A 17,442-nucleotide genomic window follows, 5' to 3' on the forward strand; every position below is an offset into this window, starting at 1 on the left:
AAAATGTGTGACCACCACGATATATTGAGATCAAGTAATAAGGACTTACAGAAAATAGAAAAGCAACTTGATAGGAGAACATTTTTTAAGAAAACCTCATTGGGTCTTGGAGCAATCGCACTAGGCTCTCTACTTAAAACTGACAAGATGTGGAGTACTGTCGGTACTCAAAATAATGATTTAGACTTATCAATTACCAATACCAATAGTTTGGGGTTGCCGCATTATTTACCCAAAGTAAAACGAATTGTCTATTTGTTTCAAAGCGGAGGCCCTTCTCAACTGGACCTGTTCGACTATAAGCCTAAACTTATTGATAGGTTTGGTCAGGATTTACCGGATTCTGTACGTGCAGGGCAAAGGCTAACAGGGATGAGTGCTGACCAAACTGCATTTCCTATAGCCCCGTCCACCATGAACTTTAAGGAGTATGGCGAGTCTAGGGCTTGGGTTAGCGATGCAATGCCCTATTTGTCAGAAGTTGTTGACGATCTATGTTTTATCAAGAGCATGCATACCGATGCAATCAATCATGACCCGGCCATTACCTTTTTCCAAACAGGCAGCCAGCTTCCGGGGCGGCCATCTATAGGAGCATGGCTTAGCTACGGTTTAGGGTCGGACAATGAAAATCTACCTACATTCATAACATTGGTGTCTAAAAATGGATCTGGACAACCCTTGTATTCCCGTTTGTGGGGGAATGGGTTTTTGCCAACTGAACATCAGGGGGTACAGTTTAGATCAGGAAAAGACCCAGTGCTTTACCTTAGTGACCCAGAAAATTATGACGGCAAAGACCGAAGACATATGCTAGATTATTTAAACCAATTAAATAGTGTAGCATATGACGCATACGGCGACCCAGAAATCAATGCCCGTATGAAGCAATATGAAATGGCTTTTCGGATGCAAACCTCTGTACCTGAAGTAACCGACCTATCTGATGAACCTGATTATATTTTTGAAATGTATGGAGAAGATAGTCGAGATCCTGGTACCTATGCAGCAAACTGTTTAATGGCCCGGAGGCTACTGGAAAAAGACGTGAAATTCGTACAACTATACCACCAAGGGTGGGACCAACACGGAAATTGCCCAGGAGGAGTTAAGTACCAAAGTAAGAATACTGATCAGGCTACGGCAGCCCTTATAAAAGATTTAAAGCAAAGAGGAATGTTCGAAGACACATTACTGGTTTGGGGAGGCGAATTTGGAAGAACTGTGTATTCTCAAGGTGAATTAACTGCTACAAACTATGGTCGTGACCATCACCCAAAGGCATTTACGATGTTTATGGCAGGAGCAGGTGTAAAACCTGGTTTTACATTAGGGGAAACTGATGATTTTGGTTACAACATAATAAAGGACCCAGTTCATACCCATGATTTTCAAGCTACATTGATGCATTTATTTGGTATAGATCATGAAAGGTTGATTTATAAGTATCAAGGAAGACGGTTTCGTTTGACCGATGTACACGGAAACGTGGTGAAGGATATTTTAGCATAAGTAAGCAAATAAACCAATGTTGAACTCACGAAGAAATTTTATCAAAAACCGCCAATGAATAGACCAGTAAAACAAATGTATCAAGATGAAACTGCCATATTTAACAATGGACATGATATATACATAGATGAGGGTAAGAATCCATACCAGTGCCGCTGGAACTCACATCATACCGCTCCAATCAAGTTAGAAAGGGGTTGGGTCATTTTCAGGAATATTTAATAGTCGTCAATATGGAGAGCGCATCTGATTTTATTTTGTTCTTAGGAAGATTTCACCCCTTAATAGTTCATCTGCCTATTGGGTTTTTGATTTTTGCATTTGTATTGGAATTGATTGGTGGTATAAGGAAAAAACAGACCTTGACTGAGGTTGTTCCTTTGGCTTTGCTATTGGGCATGTTGACGGCCTTGACTGCTTGTATTTTGGGGTATATGTTATCACAAAGTGGGGATTATGACGAAGAGGCTTTAAACAATCATCTATGGTTTGGTATTGCAACTACGATAATTGCGTTTTTTGCATGGCTTATTAAGATTGATAAAATTAGGATACCAAAAATAGAGCACCATAAATTGAGCATTATTATACTAGTACTATTAATGACCTTGTTAATGGTTACAGGGCACTATGGAGGAAACCTGACTCATGGGAGCGATTATCTCTTTAAATATGCTCCTTTTGGAAAAAAGGAAGAAAAGAAGTTAAAACCATTGGAAACCATTGAGGAAGCCGAAGTATTTGATTATTTGGTGGAGCCCATTCTGGGGGACAAATGTATTAGCTGTCATAATTCAGGTAAGAAGAAAGGTGGACTGTCCTATGAAGATGAGACTTCAATTCTGAAAGGAAGTGAAAACGGCCCGGTTTTAACCGCTGGGAATGCCTCAAAATCGGAAATGATTAGACGAATTCAACTTGATTCCCAACATGAAGACTTTATGCCTCCCGAAGGTAAGACGCCCTTAACTGAAGAAGAAAAAACAATCCTAATATATTGGATAGAAAATGCCAAAGCCGATTTTACCATAAAAGTTGACTCGGTGGAAACCTCGGATGAAATACTATACATTGCGTCAAATATGCTTGGTTTAGAGAGGAAAGGCGAAGGAAGACATGATAAACTGCCAGCTGTAGAAATGGTTGACCCTGCTATTTTAGAAGAGATTATTCTTGAAGGTTTTAGGATTAGGGAGTTAATATTTGGCTCAAATTTGTATGAGGTCGTATTACCGGCTAAAACTATTTCCAAAGCCAATTTGGAAATATGGGATGAAAAGCTCCAAAAACTTCTCAAAATAAAAGAAAATATTATATCCCTATCTCTTGCAGATAATTATTTAAATGATAAACATTTGAAAAGCATCGGGCAATTTCAGAATTTAAAAAAACTAAGAATTCATAATAACCCAATTACAGATTTTGGGGTTGCTGCACTTGTCTCAAGTAAAAATATTACGAGACTCAATTTATATGGGACCAAGATTACCAAAGCGAGCCTTGACACTTTTTCAAAAATGGAGTATTTAGAAAAGGTTTATGTGTGGAAGACGACTATTACGAAGGAAAATATTCAACCCTACATTGCAAATGGGAATTACCCTGAAATAATTTTTGGTATTTAGAATAGATGCGACGCAAATAAATTACAGCGTTTTCAATTAATTATCTGATGCGTACCACTCGGCAAAAGAAGTATCAGTTTCCTGTAGTTTTAATGAATGCAATGAAATATTTTCTGGAAGTCTGGTCTTTATCTTTTCCGCAAAGTCAATCACCATATTTTCGCTTGTAGGCTGGTAATCTGCAAGTATTACATTATGGCCCCGCTCCATTAATTCCTTCGCCAAATCAACATGTGGAGTGTTTTTGTTGAACACAGTTGCGTGATCAAAAGGATCAACAATTTCTTCTTTTACGATTTTCTTTAAATCGCCAAAATCGATGACCATTCCCAATTTTACATGGGAAGTATCGGCAATAGGAGTCCCAATTACGGTTACAGAAAGTTTGTAACTATGCCCATGTACATTTCTGCATTTACCATCATACCCATATAGCGCATGACCGGTTTCGAAAGTAAATTGTTTGGTAATCCTTATGTTTTTCATGAAGCATGATTAGGTTGCAAAGGTATGCATTCTTTAAAACGAAAGTCAATAGTATTACCTCTGGATTATTTTGACCCTAAGATGGGCTGTGTCCATGCCATTTCATAGATTATATCTTCTATGGGATTATCTTGTTTTTTCGAGGACGTAACTTTACACCTCACAAATAAAAGATCGTCGGGCATCTTATAGTTTCCACTATTGCCTTTAATTGATTTTAATACCTTGCTTTCTGAATCACCTTTCATACAACCAATAAAATCCAAGGTATAAGTTACATTGGTCTCTGGAATGACTTCTATTGAAAGCTCTCTAGCTACAGCATCAATTTTTTGAAGCTCAACTCCTGTACTGGCATAGAAATCCCCAGATTCCATGGCAGTAATCAATGATTTGGCCGACAACGTATCTGCTTGTACCATGACCCAACCCCTGCCAGCATTACTCCATTCAGAGCCTTTTCTATGGTAATGGTGTGAATCATCTGTTGCCAACCCGAACATTATGGGTTTTTTATCTCTCAGGTATGAAATATTAATCAGGTCCCACATAATCTCTGTTGAAATATGAACGGAATCACCCATGTTATGTACCATTGGGTGCCCGTTGTATACTTCAAAAAAACGCTCCCCTTTTAGCGATATCATATCTTCCAAAGCCACACCATATCCAAAATTGGGATGGTTAACATGCGGAAACATCAAAGTGCCTGTTTCTTTTCTTTGTTTAAGTACTTGGTCTAAATTATTCTGCAATACTTCAGCTACATTACCACCACCCGAAGGATCGATTTTATACTCCAAATTGGTGGCATTCATATGCAATGGCTTCCCATCAAAACTATCGGTGATTTCTTCGGACTGAATGGCCAAAAATTTACCGGGCTCCTCAAATTTACTTTTATACTCGGTGTATGTTTTTAGCTTCACCAAGGTTTTACCCGAATCGATTTTATATTCTACCCAATCGGCCCCATAAGTGTCAAGATATTTTTTGAATGCGTTTTGATAAACCGAATCCTCCTTAATTTCAATCCATTTATCACCTTCTGCCAAGGTATTATGATCGGTCAATGCCAAGAAATGATAGTTTTGGGATTTATACCAATCAAATATGGGTTCTGGGAACTCATCACCATCGCTCCAATAAGAATGTGTATGTAGGTTTCCTTTGAACCATTGCTTAGCAACTTCTTTTTTGGTACTCGCACTTTCGTCTTTACAACTGTAACTAATAGTGAGAACCAAAATCAATACAAGGGTGGTTTTTAGATATTTCATGATATACTTATTATTTGTTGGCGAAAAATTCATCCCAAACTATGGTTCTGCCGGTTTTGGCAGATTCTTTCGCCGCTTCGAGAATCTGCATTACCATTAAATTGTTGTCCAGTGAAGAAAGACCGAAAGACTCCATAGGTTGATTTTCTTTTATTACTTTGGTGAAATAGGCAAAAGGGTCATGTATACCGTTTTTAAGGGCCAAGGCTTTTAAGGGTTTAGGGCCAACTTTTTCATTTTCTAGAACTTCCATATCCTCGCCATTTTTGCAGAGCACGTAACCATGCTTACCATAAACCGCCATGTCTTTTCGGTTGTGCGACCAATTCCACGATGCCTGGATTACTACTTGTGTTTTGTCATAGTCCAAGATTATTGTTGCATCATCATCAACCTTGGGGTAGAGGTCCGGTTTGATTGTTTGGGTAATACAGGTTACTGCCTGTGGCGTTTCACCTTTCATAAACCATGTCGACAAATTAGCTCCATAGCAGCCAAAATCGGTAAGGGCGCCAGCTCCATTTAGTTTTGGATCTGTAAGCCACGAGACAAATTCTTTGCTGCAACCAATTTCTATTGGCCCTGGATGTCCTGTGTTAAATACTAATTTACGAATGTCTCCAATCTTCTTTTCTTTATGAATTAGGTCAAAAGCCTTGGCATTACTCCCATACCATGAGGTCTCATAATTAGTCATTAATTGCACTTTATGTTTTTTGGCCAAAGCAATCATTTTTTCGGCATGATCCAAGCTCACGGCCAATGGTTTTTCAACCATAATGTGAATGCCTTTAGGGGCAAAATATTCTACAACTTCCAAATGCCCATAAATATCATTAAAGGCCATTACTGCTTCTGGCTTAACCACTTTTATCATTTCCTCCATGGTTTTAAAGACCAAATCCATAGAAAACCCATATTGCTTTTGATGTCTTTTAACCAAATTAAGATTGGGCTCGACAATACCGACAATTTCAATATCACCATGTTGTTCGCGACCAAGAATCCAATGAACATGATCATGGGTCAGACCAATGATTGCCACTTTTAAAGATTCGCCTTGATAGGTATAGTCTACTTTATCCGCGATTTCATTGGCGGTTTCTTTCTTTGCGGTTTGTTTTTTGGTATCGGACTTTGACCCACAACTTATGAGGATAAGAGAAGCAATGGCAACAAAAGGAATTAAGGTTATGTTGCGTAGAGACATATGTTTTGAATTGAATCTATTCAAATATAACAAAGTTAGTTATGCAGGCGCTAATATATAGGATAGAAAACATACCAAAAACATTGTTGCAGCTACTTTGCCGTATAAATCGTATTATGAAAGTTGGGGAGGTAGTAACTTAGTTTTTATAAGTGAGGTATAGCTTAGAACTATATCCAATCTTTGTAACCAATACAAGAGATTTTAACACTATTAAAAAATGGCGGGCAAAATTGTACATACTGTAGTGCTAACTTTAGCTATTTTTATAACCACTCAAATTTGTTTTGGCCAAAATTCAGAAAATGTTGGAGAAAAATACAAGAATGCTTACAAAAAGTACTTAAGCGCAAACTGCCCCATACCTGAGGACAGCATTCAACACTTTGTTTATTTTGCTCGAGAAAGGCACGAAATAATCGATCACCCATTACTTCGTCACCCAATGTTCAAAGGTGCCCAGATTATGTATTTCTGGAAAAATTTTGAACCCTCAAAAGGACAATACGATTTTTCACTACTAAAAGAAGATTATGATTACCTGAAAAAACATGGTAAAAAACTGTTTTTACAAATACAAGATGCAACGTTTTATCCAAATAACAATGCTGTGCCAGACTACCTGCTAACAGATGATTACGATGGTGGAGCTATACAACAGTATACTGAAAATGGAGAACCAGCTGGTTGGGTGGCAAAAAGATGGAACGAAAAAGTAAGAGAACGTTTTGCATTGTTTCTACAGGCTTTAGGAGAAGAATACGATGGAAAAATTGAAGGCATCAATCTTCAGGAAACGGCCATTGAAGTAAGTGAAAAAATGGACTCTACGTTTTCAGAACAGAAATACGTTGCTGGATTAAAGGCAAATATGAAGGCATTAAAAAGAGCTTTTTCGAATTCCACTACTATGATCTATGCTAATTTCATGCCGGGAGAATGGCTGCCCTGGGAAGACAAAGGTTATCTTAAAAGTATATACAAGTATGGTGAAGAAATTGGTGTAGGGCTAGGAGGCCCTGATTTAATGGTAAAAAGAACGGGACAATTAAACCATACCATAACATTAATGCATGAAGGTAAATATACAGTACCACTAGGAATTGCTATACAAGATGGAAATTATATTGGGGAAACTGGGGAAGTGGAGCACGCAAATGTAGACGAACACAACGAAAACATTGTACCATTGCTTCATGGATTTGCAAAAGATTTTTTAAAAGTCCGCTATATGTTTTGGGTCAATCAGGAGCCATATTTTAAAGAGCACGTAATTCCTTGCTTCTCAAAAAAATAATACAAAGAAAAAATACGGGGCTCAACAAAACCTATAATCAATGCTTGCACCACATAACTTCGGAACTAAACGTGAAACCGAATCATGAATTACCTTTTGAATCTTCTTCTTTTACGAACACGGTTTACAAAGTATATAACCACTACGAACAAAGCAAGAATAGGAAAGACGAGGTCACTGTTAAGAAAATCAAGAATATCCATCTGAAATATTTAAAAAAGTAAAACGAAATCTGCTCAGGAATATTATTTTTTGAATTTAGAAAGTGCATTTTTCGTGAACTCAGAGAGCACCAATGTTCCTGTTATAGTAGCACGTTCAGTAAGAAGTGAATCCCAGTTTTCAGTACCTTCCCACAAAACTTTCTTCCATTCATACAAGGCGTCAGGGTTATAGGATGATAGTTTTTGAGTAAAGAAGTCAAGCTCTTTGTCCAACTCTTTTAAAGAACCAAACACTTTTGAAAACAATCCCTTTTCTTTACCCCAATAGGCATTTTTCCACTCTGTTGGGGAAAGTGACATTTCTGCAATTGCAGCTTTACCAATTTTACGCTCAACAGCTGGAGCTATTACAAGCGGAGCTATTCCTATAGATAGTTCAGAAAGACGGATGGAGGCATTTTCGGAGGCGAAAACATAATCACAGGCTGCTGCAAGACCAACACCGCCACCAACGGTTTTTCCCTGAACACGACCAACAATTACTTTTTTACATCTCCGCATGGCATTGATCACGTTGGCGAAGCCACTAAAAAACATTTTACCTTCATCCAAGTTCGAAATTGCCATGAGTTCGGAAAAAGAGGCGCCACCGCAAAAGGCTCTATCTCCTTCCGATTTTAGAACAATCACTGTTATGTTGTCATTTTCTGAGAGCGAATTAATTTCATTGGTAAGACGGCCTAAAAGTTCCGCCACGAAAGAATTACTCGCAGGATGCCCAAATTCAACAGTGGCAACCTTATTTTCTATATTGGTATAGAGACTTCCGTTTTCCCTGTTAGTGCCCATAAATTATAGTTTTGTTCAAAATTAAGTGTTTTGTAATAAGGGGCGAAACTTTCGTCTGAACTTCCATATTAGCGCAGTGCCACGAATGAACATCCAAACCGTAAGGGCTATCCATATTCCATATAGTCCCCAATTCAAATACTTCGTAATAAATAGTGTTGGTACAAATCCTATAAAAGTAGCTGTTAACAATACATTTCTCAAGTATTTCATTTCTCCCAGGCCTTTGAACAAACCATCAAAAACAAAGGCAATGGTATTCATTGGAAGGCCAAGTATCAATATAAAAAAGATGGCGTAAAAAGTTTCTAAAACTTGAATTTCATTGGAAAAAACCCGGCCAATAGGTTGGTAGAATACAAATCCGGTGATCATCAATATTAAACTTACAATGGCCCCATACAACATGATTTTTTTGGCCAATTGCCATAAACCGTTGTAATCTTTAGCACCCAATAATCGTCCGCCCATTATATTGCCTGCGGCACCATAGCCATCGATAAAGAAAGCACCAAAAAGCCATATATTGATGGCTATGGTATGAGCGCCAATGTATTTATCTCCCAAAGCTGTTGCTTCCCTAACCGCTAAGATTAGGGCAACGTTCAGGGCTACTGCACGCACAAAAAGGTTTAAGCTCATTATGATCAGTCTATTCAATTCTTGATGAAGTGGAAAACGCACTCTTAGGTTTATGTCGGTCTTTGTGATTAGAAGTATAAAGGCCATTATTGCCATAATTCCCTGGGCAATTAAACTGGCCCATGCCGCACCTTCTAAATGCATGGCATCGATATACCCTTCTAGGCCATAGACCAACAGAAAATCCAATCCTATATTTAAAATGGCCCCAACTATGGCAATCATCATTGGCCAATAGGTGTTTTGCAAACCCCTGAAGATTCCCATGACGGCAAACACAAATAAAGTGAGCGGAAAACCCCAAACTCTAATGGAATAATAAGAGACACAATATTGTAGAATTTTGCCTGAAGCGTTCATTAATTTAAAAATATCCTCAACGATGAAAATGGTTGATAAAAGAACGAGGATGCTCAGGAGGATATTGAGGGTAATAGCTTGGGCAGGAAGTGTTTTTACCTGGTCCAATTTGCCAGCACCCAGGTATTGTGAAATGATGGCGGAAATGGCACTTCGTGTTTGACCCAAGATCCAAATAAGCATTGATAAAAATGACCCAACAATACCTGCAGCGGCAAGTGACTCAATACCGTCAACTGGAATATTTCCAACAATAGCCGTATCGGTAATCGACAATATAGGTTCTGCAATACCCGCAATGGTTGCAGGAATAGCCAATTTGTTGATTGTTTTAAAACTAACTACTGTTTTCAATTGTCATTTTTGGATTACAACACCAATTCATAACAATGAAAAGGATGCTCACTTTGTTTTGGAAAATATATATCACCCAATCTTTGATAGCCTCGGGTTTCATAAAATCTTTGATTGCGCTTATTTTGGCTAAAAGTATCTAAACGAACGGAGACATAACTATGTTCCCTGGCATAGTTCTCGGCAAAGTCCATTAATTCTTGGGCAAGACCCTTTCCTTGTTGATCGGGATGAATAGAAAGGCGATGAATATAAACATTAAGTGTATTTGGGGTCAACCATTTGATGGGAACGTATTCTTCATCCATGAATTCAGAAATGACCAAAGTACCTATGATTTTATCATTTTTGACCAACACGAAAAGTTCTTCACGTTCAATATCGTTTACAAAAGCTTGTTTAGAAGGGTAGTGCTCATTCCATTGATAAATCCCGTTCTTGATCATATATGCCGCACAAGCCTTAGTTAAGGCAAGTATTTTACTAATTTCCAATATCTTTGCACGACGAATCATGAATTGGTTTTATTTTAATTGTAAATTTAAAGTAATAATAAATACTTATAGATATGATCAACATCCTTGTTCCCATTGGCACATCGCCTAACGCAAATGAAACTTTACAATATGCCGTAGATTTTGCTGCGGACTTCTCAGCTGCAGTTTTTGTGATGGAAGTATTTAATGTTAGTGCCAAGGCGGGAAGTCTGGCCAATATTTCAGAAAAGGTTGCTAAAAGTGGTAAGGAACGTTTAAAGGGAGTAATAAATCAGGTTGATTCTAAAAATGTAAATATTAAAATTGCAACCTATAATGGGGATTTAGTTGATGGTATTAAGAATATTGACAAAGAACTGGGGATAGATATTATTATTCTGGCACCCAGAAGTAATGAGATAAAAGAAGGCCTTTATTTAGGCCATACGTCCGGTAGAATCGTGAAAAGAACAGATATACCAGCATTGGTAGTACCTAAAGGAACCAAATACAAGCCTTTTAAAAATGTACTTTTGGCGTTTAAATCAGGTGTTGTAAAAAGAAATAGAATAGTGGATCCTTTGGTGGCAATACAAAAAAAGCATGATTCTAAGGTAAACCTACTTTTGGTCAAAACACCTGGTTATACAGATGAGGACTTAAGAGTTGATACTTCTTTGATGGATTTATGCTCCCAGCTTACTATAACTGAGAATGCAACAACCTATCTTGGGGTTATGGAGCATTTTCAATCAAAACAGCCAGAACTCCTTAGTGTTTTTAGGAGGAAAAGAGGTTTTTTCAAAAACATATGGGAAAAGAATACCGTACTAAAATCTGAATTTTCAGTTCCAATCCCTGTTTTGGTTTTGAGTGTTAAGAAAGACTAGTAAAAGCCTATTATTCCCTTAATGCAAATTTTGACTCATGAAATTCGTCGTTGCTCCAGATAAGTTTAAAGGATCACTATCTGGGTTTGAGTTTTGCGAGGCGGTTGAAGAAGGATTACGTATGGTCTTCAAAAATGCCGAAATTACTAAAATCCCTTTGGCAGATGGTGGTGACGGTACTATTGATGTGGTCAATACTTATATTAATGGTCAACGAATTATAATACAGGCAAAGGACCCTTTTTTTCGATCAATGGAGTCCTCTTATGTTTATTCCCCAGGAAAACAAATTGCATTTATTGAAATGGCGGAGGCATCCGGGCTTAAGCTTCTACCTAAATCGGAATATGATTGTATGCAAGCTACTTCATTTGGTACAGGCGAGCTAATTGTAGATGCGTTGGAAAAAGGAGCCAAAGAAATCATACTTGGTATCGGAGGAAGTGCTACTAATGATGGTGGAATGGGAATGGCAAGTGCGCTCGGCTATCGTTTTCTTGATGCAGACAATCAAGAATTGGAACCAATTGGTAAAAATATGGTCGCTGTTTGTAAAATTGATAACTCAGAGGTTCGCCCAAGACTTAAAGGAGCCAGGATTAAAGTTGCTTGTGACGTCACCAATCCTTTTTATGGGGAGCAAGGAGCCGCTAAAATATATGCCGCCCAAAAAGGAGCAACTACTGACGAAATAGAAGTTCTTAATGCAGGACTACGTAATTTGGCTGAAGTTGTCCAGAAAGAATATGGTATAGATCTACAACAAGAAAAGGGCGCTGGGGCGGCAGGTGGCACTGGAGGGGGTGCGATAGCCTTTTTACATGGGCATTTGACCTCTGGGATTGATTTGATAAAAGAACTTTCAGAATTTGACTCGAAAATCGTGAATGCTGATTGGATTATAACTGGGGAAGGCCAATTGGATGAACAAACCCTTTCTGGCAAAACCATGGGTGGCGTTGTGCAATCTGCGAAATTGAAAGGGATACCAGTGGCTGCATTTTGTGGTGCGGTTGATCTTTCGATTGAAATGCAAGAAGAATTTGGGCTTTCGTATGTAACTTCAATTTTAAGAAAGGTCACATCCCTTGAGGATGCTATGAATTCAAGCTATGACAATTTGGTGAATGCCAGTTATAACTTTGCCAAAATTTTAGGTTGAAAAAATCTAAATTGGGGCATTGAATATTTGCTTTTCCAATGAGGTACATTGCAGTCATTGCACCTACGGGTAAAGTGGCAGATGTTGCAAAACTTAAATTTTTAGGCTTCAATGCTACTACTCCATTTTTCCAAGATTGAGGTAAACATATGTATTCGGCATAAGAACCAGTTTTAAGCATGGTAGTTGTTCCAAATACATCTTTACCAACATTAAAATGAGTAACCTTATTCCCAATAGCTTCAATAGTTCCAGCTAGCTCATGACATAATATTTTTTTCTTAGGTTTAAATAAACCGAATATGAGTCTAGCTGGTAGCCAAAATAATGGCGGAAAATCTGAACTCCGAAGCCTTACATCACCAGAGGTCACAGTTGCTGCATGTATTTTAACAAGAATCTCATTATCCTTTGGTATTGGCTTATCTATTTCCACTACTCTAAGAACTTCGGGTGAGCCGTAATCATTATAAATTACTGCTTTCATAGGGTTGTTCGTTTTTGATTGATTAAATAAACTGTTGATTTAACCGATTTACTGAAATTTCAGTTCGGAATTAATTTTTTGATTGCTTTCTCAATTATTGATTGTTTTTTTAATCTTGGTTTCCAATTTATTCCAAACAAGAGTTTTAGGAAACCGATTCTTTTTAATATGAACTCATAAATAACAAAGCATACAATTACCGTGAACACTGTTATAGAAATAAATTTAAGTACGACGTGCATTTGTAATGGCAAAATGAGCGTAGCTCCTGCATACAGGGCGAACATATGTACAATGTAAACAGGGTAAGCAGCCTTACTCAAATAACTTAAGAGATTACTTGGCTTATTCAAGTATTTGTATCCTAAACCGAAAACTCCAAAAATCCAGCAATTTGATTCAATTGCAGTAAGATATCTAGGGGCTTCTGTCGCAAAAACGAAATACCTAATTCCAAATAGAGCGGCTGCTAACCCAATATATAGCCACCTCCATTTTAAAACAGTTTGCCAAAAAGTTTTACCACTATACACAAAAATGAATCCGAAGAAAAACGCTAGAAGCCCAAGAAAAAAGCCATGCCAAGTTTGAGCATATAAAGCAAATAATTGTGGTTTTACAATGATAGTTTCCATGACAAAAAATGCCGATAATGATAAGGGGCCTAGTGGGTTTTTCATAAGTAATGACAATCCCTTTTTTACCTTTCCCCCTTCATTCTTTTTTAAATAGTAGAATAATGGTGTTAGCAATACGACATACACAAATATGTTTCCTAAGAACCACAGATGTCCCATGTGTGGATAATAGCCTAAGGGCATATTATGATATTCCTGAAAAAGAAACATATGTAGGGGTGTAATGGCTACAATCCCGAACAGAAAAGGTAATAAAATTCGTTTTGCACGTTCTAGAATTAATTGTTTCCAGTTTCGTTTGCGCATTGCAAAATATAATCCCATACCTGATACATAGAAGAGTAGCGGTATTCTCCATACATTAAGCATTGTCATTGGTTTCCATAATCCTTCTAAAAGTTCGTCACTTCTTATAAAGGCAATGAACATAGCCCATGGTTGAAATACAATTGCTATATGGTAAATAAGAAGTAATCCAATAGCAATAACTCGTAACCAATCTATATCGTATCTTCTTTCTGTTGTCATCGGAATAAAGTTATTAGGTGATTTATTGTAGCATCATTGCAATAACAGGACGAGTCTTTTCTATCTCGTTTAAGTCAATTTCCATACCCATTGGAGCTAATTGTTGTTGTAGCATTTCATAGATAGGTTTCATATCTGAATAGGCTCCCAATACTGATTCTCTCGGTGTTGCGCCAAAATTATTTTTAGCAGTAGTGTCAGCGTTTGCGTCAATAAGCAATTGTACTATTTCTACTCTACAGAAGAATGCAGCAGAATGTAAGGCGGTAGCTCCGTCATTGTTTTTTGAGGACATATCTGCCTTGGCATCAATAAGTATTTTAGCAATTTTAGTTTTTCCAAAACTTGCGGCCGTAATTAGCGGAGTAGATCCACTCATTGGATCTTTCGTATTAATATCGGTACCTGCTTCTATGTGTTGTTTAACGGCCTCAATATTATTTGTAAGTACTGCCGCATTAATATCTATTTCCGGTGCAGCTACTTTAGACTGCTCTTCTACACTACTTGATTCTTTTGTTTTGTTTGATTGCCCGCATGCACTAGTAAACAAAAGGAGTGCAAGTGACATGTTTACTAAAATTCTTAATGATGTGATTCTAACTAATTTCATGATTTAATTTTTAAAATGTTTGTTTTAATTTTTGATATTACAAAGGTTCTATAGAACTTGATGCAAGCCATATGAGCTATGCGGATATTCATATAAAGTTTCATAAGGGAATAAAAATTATGACGCGGCAGTATAAATTATGATGCAAATGGTGCTTTTTTCATAGGCCAAGCACGTATTTAATGAAAACCGTTTTTTTAATATTATTTAAAATTTGGGCTAGTAAAGAATAGCATGTCAATACAAGAATCAAATCAGATCGGCTTTATTAATCGGGCGGAAGCATTAATTCGTGAGAATTTGGCCAACGAGCAGTTTGGAGTCTCAGAATTGGCAGATGCTATGAACATGAGCAGGTCTAATTTGCTTAGAAAAATTAAGAGAGAAACGCAGCTTTCTGCAAGTCAGTTTATACGTGAAATCCGTCTTCAAGAGGGTATGGAGCTTTTGAAAAGTTATTCTGAATTAACGGTTTCAGAAATTTCACACCAAGTGGGGTTTGGTAGTACTTCGTACTTTATAAAATGTTTTCGGGAACAGTATGGATATCCACCAGGAGAAGTTGGTAAACATAAGGATGAAGAATTAATTGAGGAACCAACGTCCACTTTTGTTCAAAGGAATCGTTGGTATCTTGTTGCAGGAATGTGTGCAGTACTTGTTGTAGCCTCTTATTTTATGTTCAATAATAAAGAGGTGCCTCAAGAAAAAAAGATTGTAAAATCTATAGCCGTTTTACCCTTTAAAAACGAAAGTAACGATTCTACAAATCTATATTTTGTTAATGGTTTGATGGAATCTGCTTTAAACAACCTTCAAAAAATTGAAGAACTAAGGGTAATAAGTAGAACTTCTGTTGAAAAGTTTAGGCAAACCAATTTAAGTGCTCCCGAAATTGCAAAAGAACTCAACGTAAATTATTTGGTTGAAGGTAGTGGGCAACGAGTAGGAAACCAAGTATTGCTCAATATCCAATTGATTGAAGCTTCAACTGACACTCCTATTTGGGTTGAGCAATACAATCAAGAAATAGTGGATATTTTTGCTTTACAGAATGATGTTGCTAAGAAGATTGCCGTGTCCATTGAAGCTGTAGTTACACCTGCAGAGTTGGAACGAATTGAAAAAAAACCAACTGATAACTTAGAAGCTTATGATTATTATTTAAAAGCACTGGAGCCATATCATTCACGAACGAAAGAAGGTTTAGAAGAGGCGGTTTTATTATTTGAAAAAGCTATTAAAGAAGATACTCAATTTGCGAGGGCTTATGCTAATATTGCAATTTCATATTATTTTCTAGACATTGATAAAAAGCATAAACAATATACAGAGCTCATAAATAATTATGCCGATAAGGCATTACTGTATGATTCTAAATCGGACTTAAGTCTTATTGCCAAAGCGTTATATTATGCCCAAACTGATGAGTATAGATTGGCACTTCCGCATTTAGAGAAGGCATTGGAGTATAACCCTAATTCAACTCCTGTAGTTCAAATGCTTGCGGATTTATATGCCCGTGCAATTCCCAATACAGATAAATATTTGGAGTATGCCTTAAAAGGAGTACAGCTAGACATTGCGGCCAATGATTCGGTTGCCAAAGGGTACATTTATTTGCACTTAAGTAATGCATTGGTTCAATCGGGATTTGTCGATGAATCTATAACTTTTATTAATGAGTCGCTTAATTATGATCCTAAGAATTATTATTCACCATTGGTAAAGGTATACGTAGAGTATGCTAAAAACGAAAATATGGAGGAGACCACAAAACAGTTAACCTCTGAATGGTCAAAGGATACTACGCGTTTAGATCTCATGCAAGAGGTAGCTAAATTCCATTATTTTCAAGAAGATTATGAAAAAGCTTTTCACTATTATAAAAAATTCGCTGATTCTCGGGAAGCTTATAATTTAGATATTTACCCTCAAGAGGATATAAAGATTAGTAAAGTATACAAAGAAATGGGTCTGGATAAAGAAGCTTCAACCTTTTTTAATTCGTATGCCGAATATTGTGAAAAAGATCAATCTATTTATAAAAGTGCAAGCATGGCAGTAAAATATGCTTATGAAGGTGAGCTCGATGAAGCCATGGAACAACTCAAAAATTTTGCTACAGAGGATAATTACCAATACTGGATTTTACTATTTATGAGAAAGGACCCAGTTATGAAACCATTGCAATCTCATCCAGAATTTGACAAAACCCTACAAAAAATTGAAGACCAGTTTTGGGAGAATCAAGCTTTGCTTAGAAAATCATTAGAAGAAAAGGAGTTGATATAATCCTAAATAGATTAAAAAAACAAAAAGTACCAAAAGTAGGTGAATCTTGAAACTTTTTTATGCAGTAGGGAATACCGGAGTCGAACCGGTGACTTCTTGCCTGTTAGGCTTCTGTTTGAAAAACAAAGAAATTTCTATTACGATATATGTAATTGATAATCAATAACATATGAATTATTTTTTTGAAATCGTTTATTTTCGTTTAAAATCAATGAAAAGTGTGCAATCTGCAAATTTGTTGAAATAACGAAATGTTTGTGCAAATTATGAGACACAAAAATTGAACCTTAATAAAACCTATAGTATTACTGCAGTACATAAAAATGTTTCTGCGTTCTCTTAATTTCGAATAATTGTCGGTTGAATTATATGGGACTTTCAATTGCGCAAAGAATATCAAAAAAGCAAAGAGTTGTAAGCCTTACTACTTTTTTGGTCTAACGAGTCAATTCGTCAATAAAACTGCTTATATTTAATAGGGAGTCATTAAAAGTTTGACAAATCAATGCCCATTGGGAAAGTCAAAATATTGTGGCTTGTCCCCAAATTGTTAATGGGGCAACCATTATTAAAA

At 36.9% G+C, this 17,442-nt stretch carries 16 protein-coding genes; 7 read left to right on the plus strand and 9 right to left on the minus strand.

All coding sequences use genetic code 11. From position 1 onward, the window contains the following. Positions 1-3 precede the first annotated feature (3 nt). Genes FB2170_RS07580 through FB2170_RS07585 form a run of 3 tightly spaced genes read left to right on the plus strand, consistent with a single transcriptional unit; the run spans position 4 to position 3,137 of the window. Positions 4-1,512 carry a DUF1501 domain-containing protein gene (locus tag FB2170_RS07580; RefSeq protein ID WP_013305946.1) on the plus strand — a complete coding sequence of 503 codons (1,509 nt, stop codon included), beginning with the start codon at positions 4-6 and terminating at the stop codon, positions 1,510-1,512. 54 nt (positions 1,513-1,566) lie between these two features. Continuing rightward, the gene (locus FB2170_RS17355; RefSeq protein ID WP_013305947.1) at positions 1,567-1,734 is read left to right on the plus strand and encodes a hypothetical protein; all 168 of its coding nucleotides are present in this window, start codon (positions 1,567-1,569) and stop codon (positions 1,732-1,734) included. Positions 1,735-1,745: 11 nt separating this feature from the next. Further along, positions 1,746-3,137 carry a DUF2231 domain-containing protein gene (locus FB2170_RS07585; protein WP_013305948.1) on the plus strand — a complete coding sequence of 464 codons (1,392 nt, stop codon included), beginning with the start codon at positions 1,746-1,748 and terminating at the stop codon, positions 3,135-3,137. A gap of 36 nt (positions 3,138-3,173) precedes the next feature. On the opposite strand, the gene FB2170_RS07590 is transcribed toward FB2170_RS07585, so the two are convergent. The 3 genes from FB2170_RS07590 to FB2170_RS07600 form a co-directional block, all read right to left on the minus strand. Further along, positions 3,174-3,623, minus strand: a complete 450-nt coding sequence (locus tag FB2170_RS07590) for a 6-pyruvoyl trahydropterin synthase family protein (RefSeq protein WP_013305949.1) — start codon at positions 3,621-3,623, stop codon at positions 3,174-3,176. A gap of 65 nt (positions 3,624-3,688) precedes the next feature. Further along, positions 3,689-4,903, minus strand: coding sequence for a PHP domain-containing protein (locus FB2170_RS07595; protein ID WP_041633106.1), 1,215 nt, complete (start codon positions 4,901-4,903; stop codon positions 3,689-3,691). A gap of 10 nt (positions 4,904-4,913) precedes the next feature. Next, the gene (locus FB2170_RS07600; RefSeq protein ID WP_013305951.1) at positions 4,914-6,113 is read right to left on the minus strand and encodes a Gfo/Idh/MocA family protein; all 1,200 of its coding nucleotides are present in this window, start codon (positions 6,111-6,113) and stop codon (positions 4,914-4,916) included. 220 nt (positions 6,114-6,333) lie between these two features. Between FB2170_RS07600 and FB2170_RS07605 the strand changes: the two genes are divergently transcribed. Further along, positions 6,334-7,410, plus strand: coding sequence for a hypothetical protein (locus FB2170_RS07605; protein ID WP_013305953.1), 1,077 nt, complete (start codon positions 6,334-6,336; stop codon positions 7,408-7,410). A gap of 245 nt (positions 7,411-7,655) precedes the next feature. Here FB2170_RS07605 and FB2170_RS07610 read toward each other — a convergent pair whose 3' ends face one another. The 3 genes from FB2170_RS07610 to FB2170_RS07620 are packed head-to-tail and all read right to left on the minus strand — an operon-like array spanning position 7,656 to position 10,294. Further along, positions 7,656-8,423, minus strand: a complete 768-nt coding sequence (locus tag FB2170_RS07610) for an enoyl-CoA hydratase/isomerase family protein (RefSeq protein WP_013305954.1) — start codon at positions 8,421-8,423, stop codon at positions 7,656-7,658. A gap of 21 nt (positions 8,424-8,444) precedes the next feature. After that, positions 8,445-9,779, minus strand: a complete 1,335-nt coding sequence (locus FB2170_RS07615) for an MATE family efflux transporter (protein WP_013305955.1) — start codon at positions 9,777-9,779, stop codon at positions 8,445-8,447. A gap of 14 nt (positions 9,780-9,793) precedes the next feature. Continuing rightward, positions 9,794-10,294 carry a GNAT family N-acetyltransferase gene (locus tag FB2170_RS07620; RefSeq protein ID WP_013305956.1) on the minus strand — a complete coding sequence of 167 codons (501 nt, stop codon included), beginning with the start codon at positions 10,292-10,294 and terminating at the stop codon, positions 9,794-9,796. A gap of 53 nt (positions 10,295-10,347) precedes the next feature. On the opposite strand from FB2170_RS07620, the gene FB2170_RS07625 reads away from it, so the two are divergent. Then, the gene (locus tag FB2170_RS07625; protein WP_013305957.1) at positions 10,348-11,145 is read left to right on the plus strand and encodes a universal stress protein; all 798 of its coding nucleotides are present in this window, start codon (positions 10,348-10,350) and stop codon (positions 11,143-11,145) included. A gap of 37 nt (positions 11,146-11,182) precedes the next feature. Next, positions 11,183-12,307, plus strand: a complete 1,125-nt coding sequence (locus tag FB2170_RS07630) for a glycerate kinase (RefSeq protein ID WP_013305958.1) — start codon at positions 11,183-11,185, stop codon at positions 12,305-12,307. On the opposite strand, the gene FB2170_RS07635 is transcribed toward FB2170_RS07630, so the two are convergent. The 3 genes from FB2170_RS07635 to FB2170_RS07645 are packed head-to-tail and all read right to left on the minus strand — an operon-like array spanning position 12,243 to position 14,531. Beyond that, positions 12,243-12,794, minus strand: a complete 552-nt coding sequence (locus FB2170_RS07635) for an alcohol dehydrogenase catalytic domain-containing protein (protein WP_013305959.1) — start codon at positions 12,792-12,794, stop codon at positions 12,243-12,245. The two genes, FB2170_RS07630 and FB2170_RS07635, sit on opposite strands and share 65 nt — an antisense overlap. 59 nt (positions 12,795-12,853) lie before the next feature. Continuing rightward, positions 12,854-13,960: an acyltransferase family protein gene (locus tag FB2170_RS07640; protein WP_013305960.1), complete on the minus strand. Its 1,107-nt coding sequence runs from the start codon at positions 13,958-13,960 to the stop codon at positions 12,854-12,856. Positions 13,961-13,982: 22 nt separating this feature from the next. Continuing rightward, positions 13,983-14,531 carry an ankyrin repeat domain-containing protein gene (locus FB2170_RS07645; protein WP_013305961.1) on the minus strand — a complete coding sequence of 183 codons (549 nt, stop codon included), beginning with the start codon at positions 14,529-14,531 and terminating at the stop codon, positions 13,983-13,985. Between the two features lie 276 nt (positions 14,532-14,807). On the opposite strand from FB2170_RS07645, the gene FB2170_RS07650 reads away from it, so the two are divergent. Further along, entirely contained in the window at positions 14,808-16,868 is a 2,061-nt protein-coding gene (locus FB2170_RS07650) for a helix-turn-helix domain-containing protein (protein ID WP_013305962.1), read from the plus strand. Positions 16,869-17,442 lie beyond the last annotated feature (574 nt).

The sequence above is a fragment of the Maribacter sp. HTCC2170 genome (assembly GCF_000153165.2).
Lineage (GTDB): Bacteria > Bacteroidota > Bacteroidia > Flavobacteriales > Flavobacteriaceae > Maribacter_A.

Coding starts and splice junctions, on each gene's coding strand:
- FB2170_RS07580 (WP_013305946.1), top strand. CDS start 4: ATGTGTGACCACCACGATATATTGAGATCAAGTAATAAGGACTTACAG.
- FB2170_RS17355 (WP_013305947.1), top strand. CDS start 1,567: ATGAATAGACCAGTAAAACAAATGTATCAAGATGAAACTGCCATATTT.
- FB2170_RS07585 (WP_013305948.1), top strand. CDS start 1,746: ATGGAGAGCGCATCTGATTTTATTTTGTTCTTAGGAAGATTTCACCCC.
- FB2170_RS07590 (WP_013305949.1), bottom strand. CDS start 3,623: ATGAAAAACATAAGGATTACCAAACAATTTACTTTCGAAACCGGTCAT.
- FB2170_RS07595 (WP_041633106.1), bottom strand. CDS start 4,903: ATGAAATATCTAAAAACCACCCTTGTATTGATTTTGGTTCTCACTATT.
- FB2170_RS07600 (WP_013305951.1), bottom strand. CDS start 6,113: ATGTCTCTACGCAACATAACCTTAATTCCTTTTGTTGCCATTGCTTCT.
- FB2170_RS07605 (WP_013305953.1), top strand. CDS start 6,334: ATGGCGGGCAAAATTGTACATACTGTAGTGCTAACTTTAGCTATTTTT.
- FB2170_RS07610 (WP_013305954.1), bottom strand. CDS start 8,423: ATGGGCACTAACAGGGAAAACGGAAGTCTCTATACCAATATAGAAAAT.
- FB2170_RS07620 (WP_013305956.1), bottom strand. CDS start 10,294: ATGATTCGTCGTGCAAAGATATTGGAAATTAGTAAAATACTTGCCTTA.
- FB2170_RS07625 (WP_013305957.1), top strand. CDS start 10,348: ATGATCAACATCCTTGTTCCCATTGGCACATCGCCTAACGCAAATGAA.
- FB2170_RS07630 (WP_013305958.1), top strand. CDS start 11,183: ATGAAATTCGTCGTTGCTCCAGATAAGTTTAAAGGATCACTATCTGGG.
- FB2170_RS07635 (WP_013305959.1), bottom strand. CDS start 12,794: ATGAAAGCAGTAATTTATAATGATTACGGCTCACCCGAAGTTCTTAGA.
- FB2170_RS07640 (WP_013305960.1), bottom strand. CDS start 13,960: ATGACAACAGAAAGAAGATACGATATAGATTGGTTACGAGTTATTGCT.
- FB2170_RS07645 (WP_013305961.1), bottom strand. CDS start 14,531: ATGTCACTTGCACTCCTTTTGTTTACTAGTGCATGCGGGCAATCAAAC.
- FB2170_RS07650 (WP_013305962.1), top strand. CDS start 14,808: ATGTCAATACAAGAATCAAATCAGATCGGCTTTATTAATCGGGCGGAA.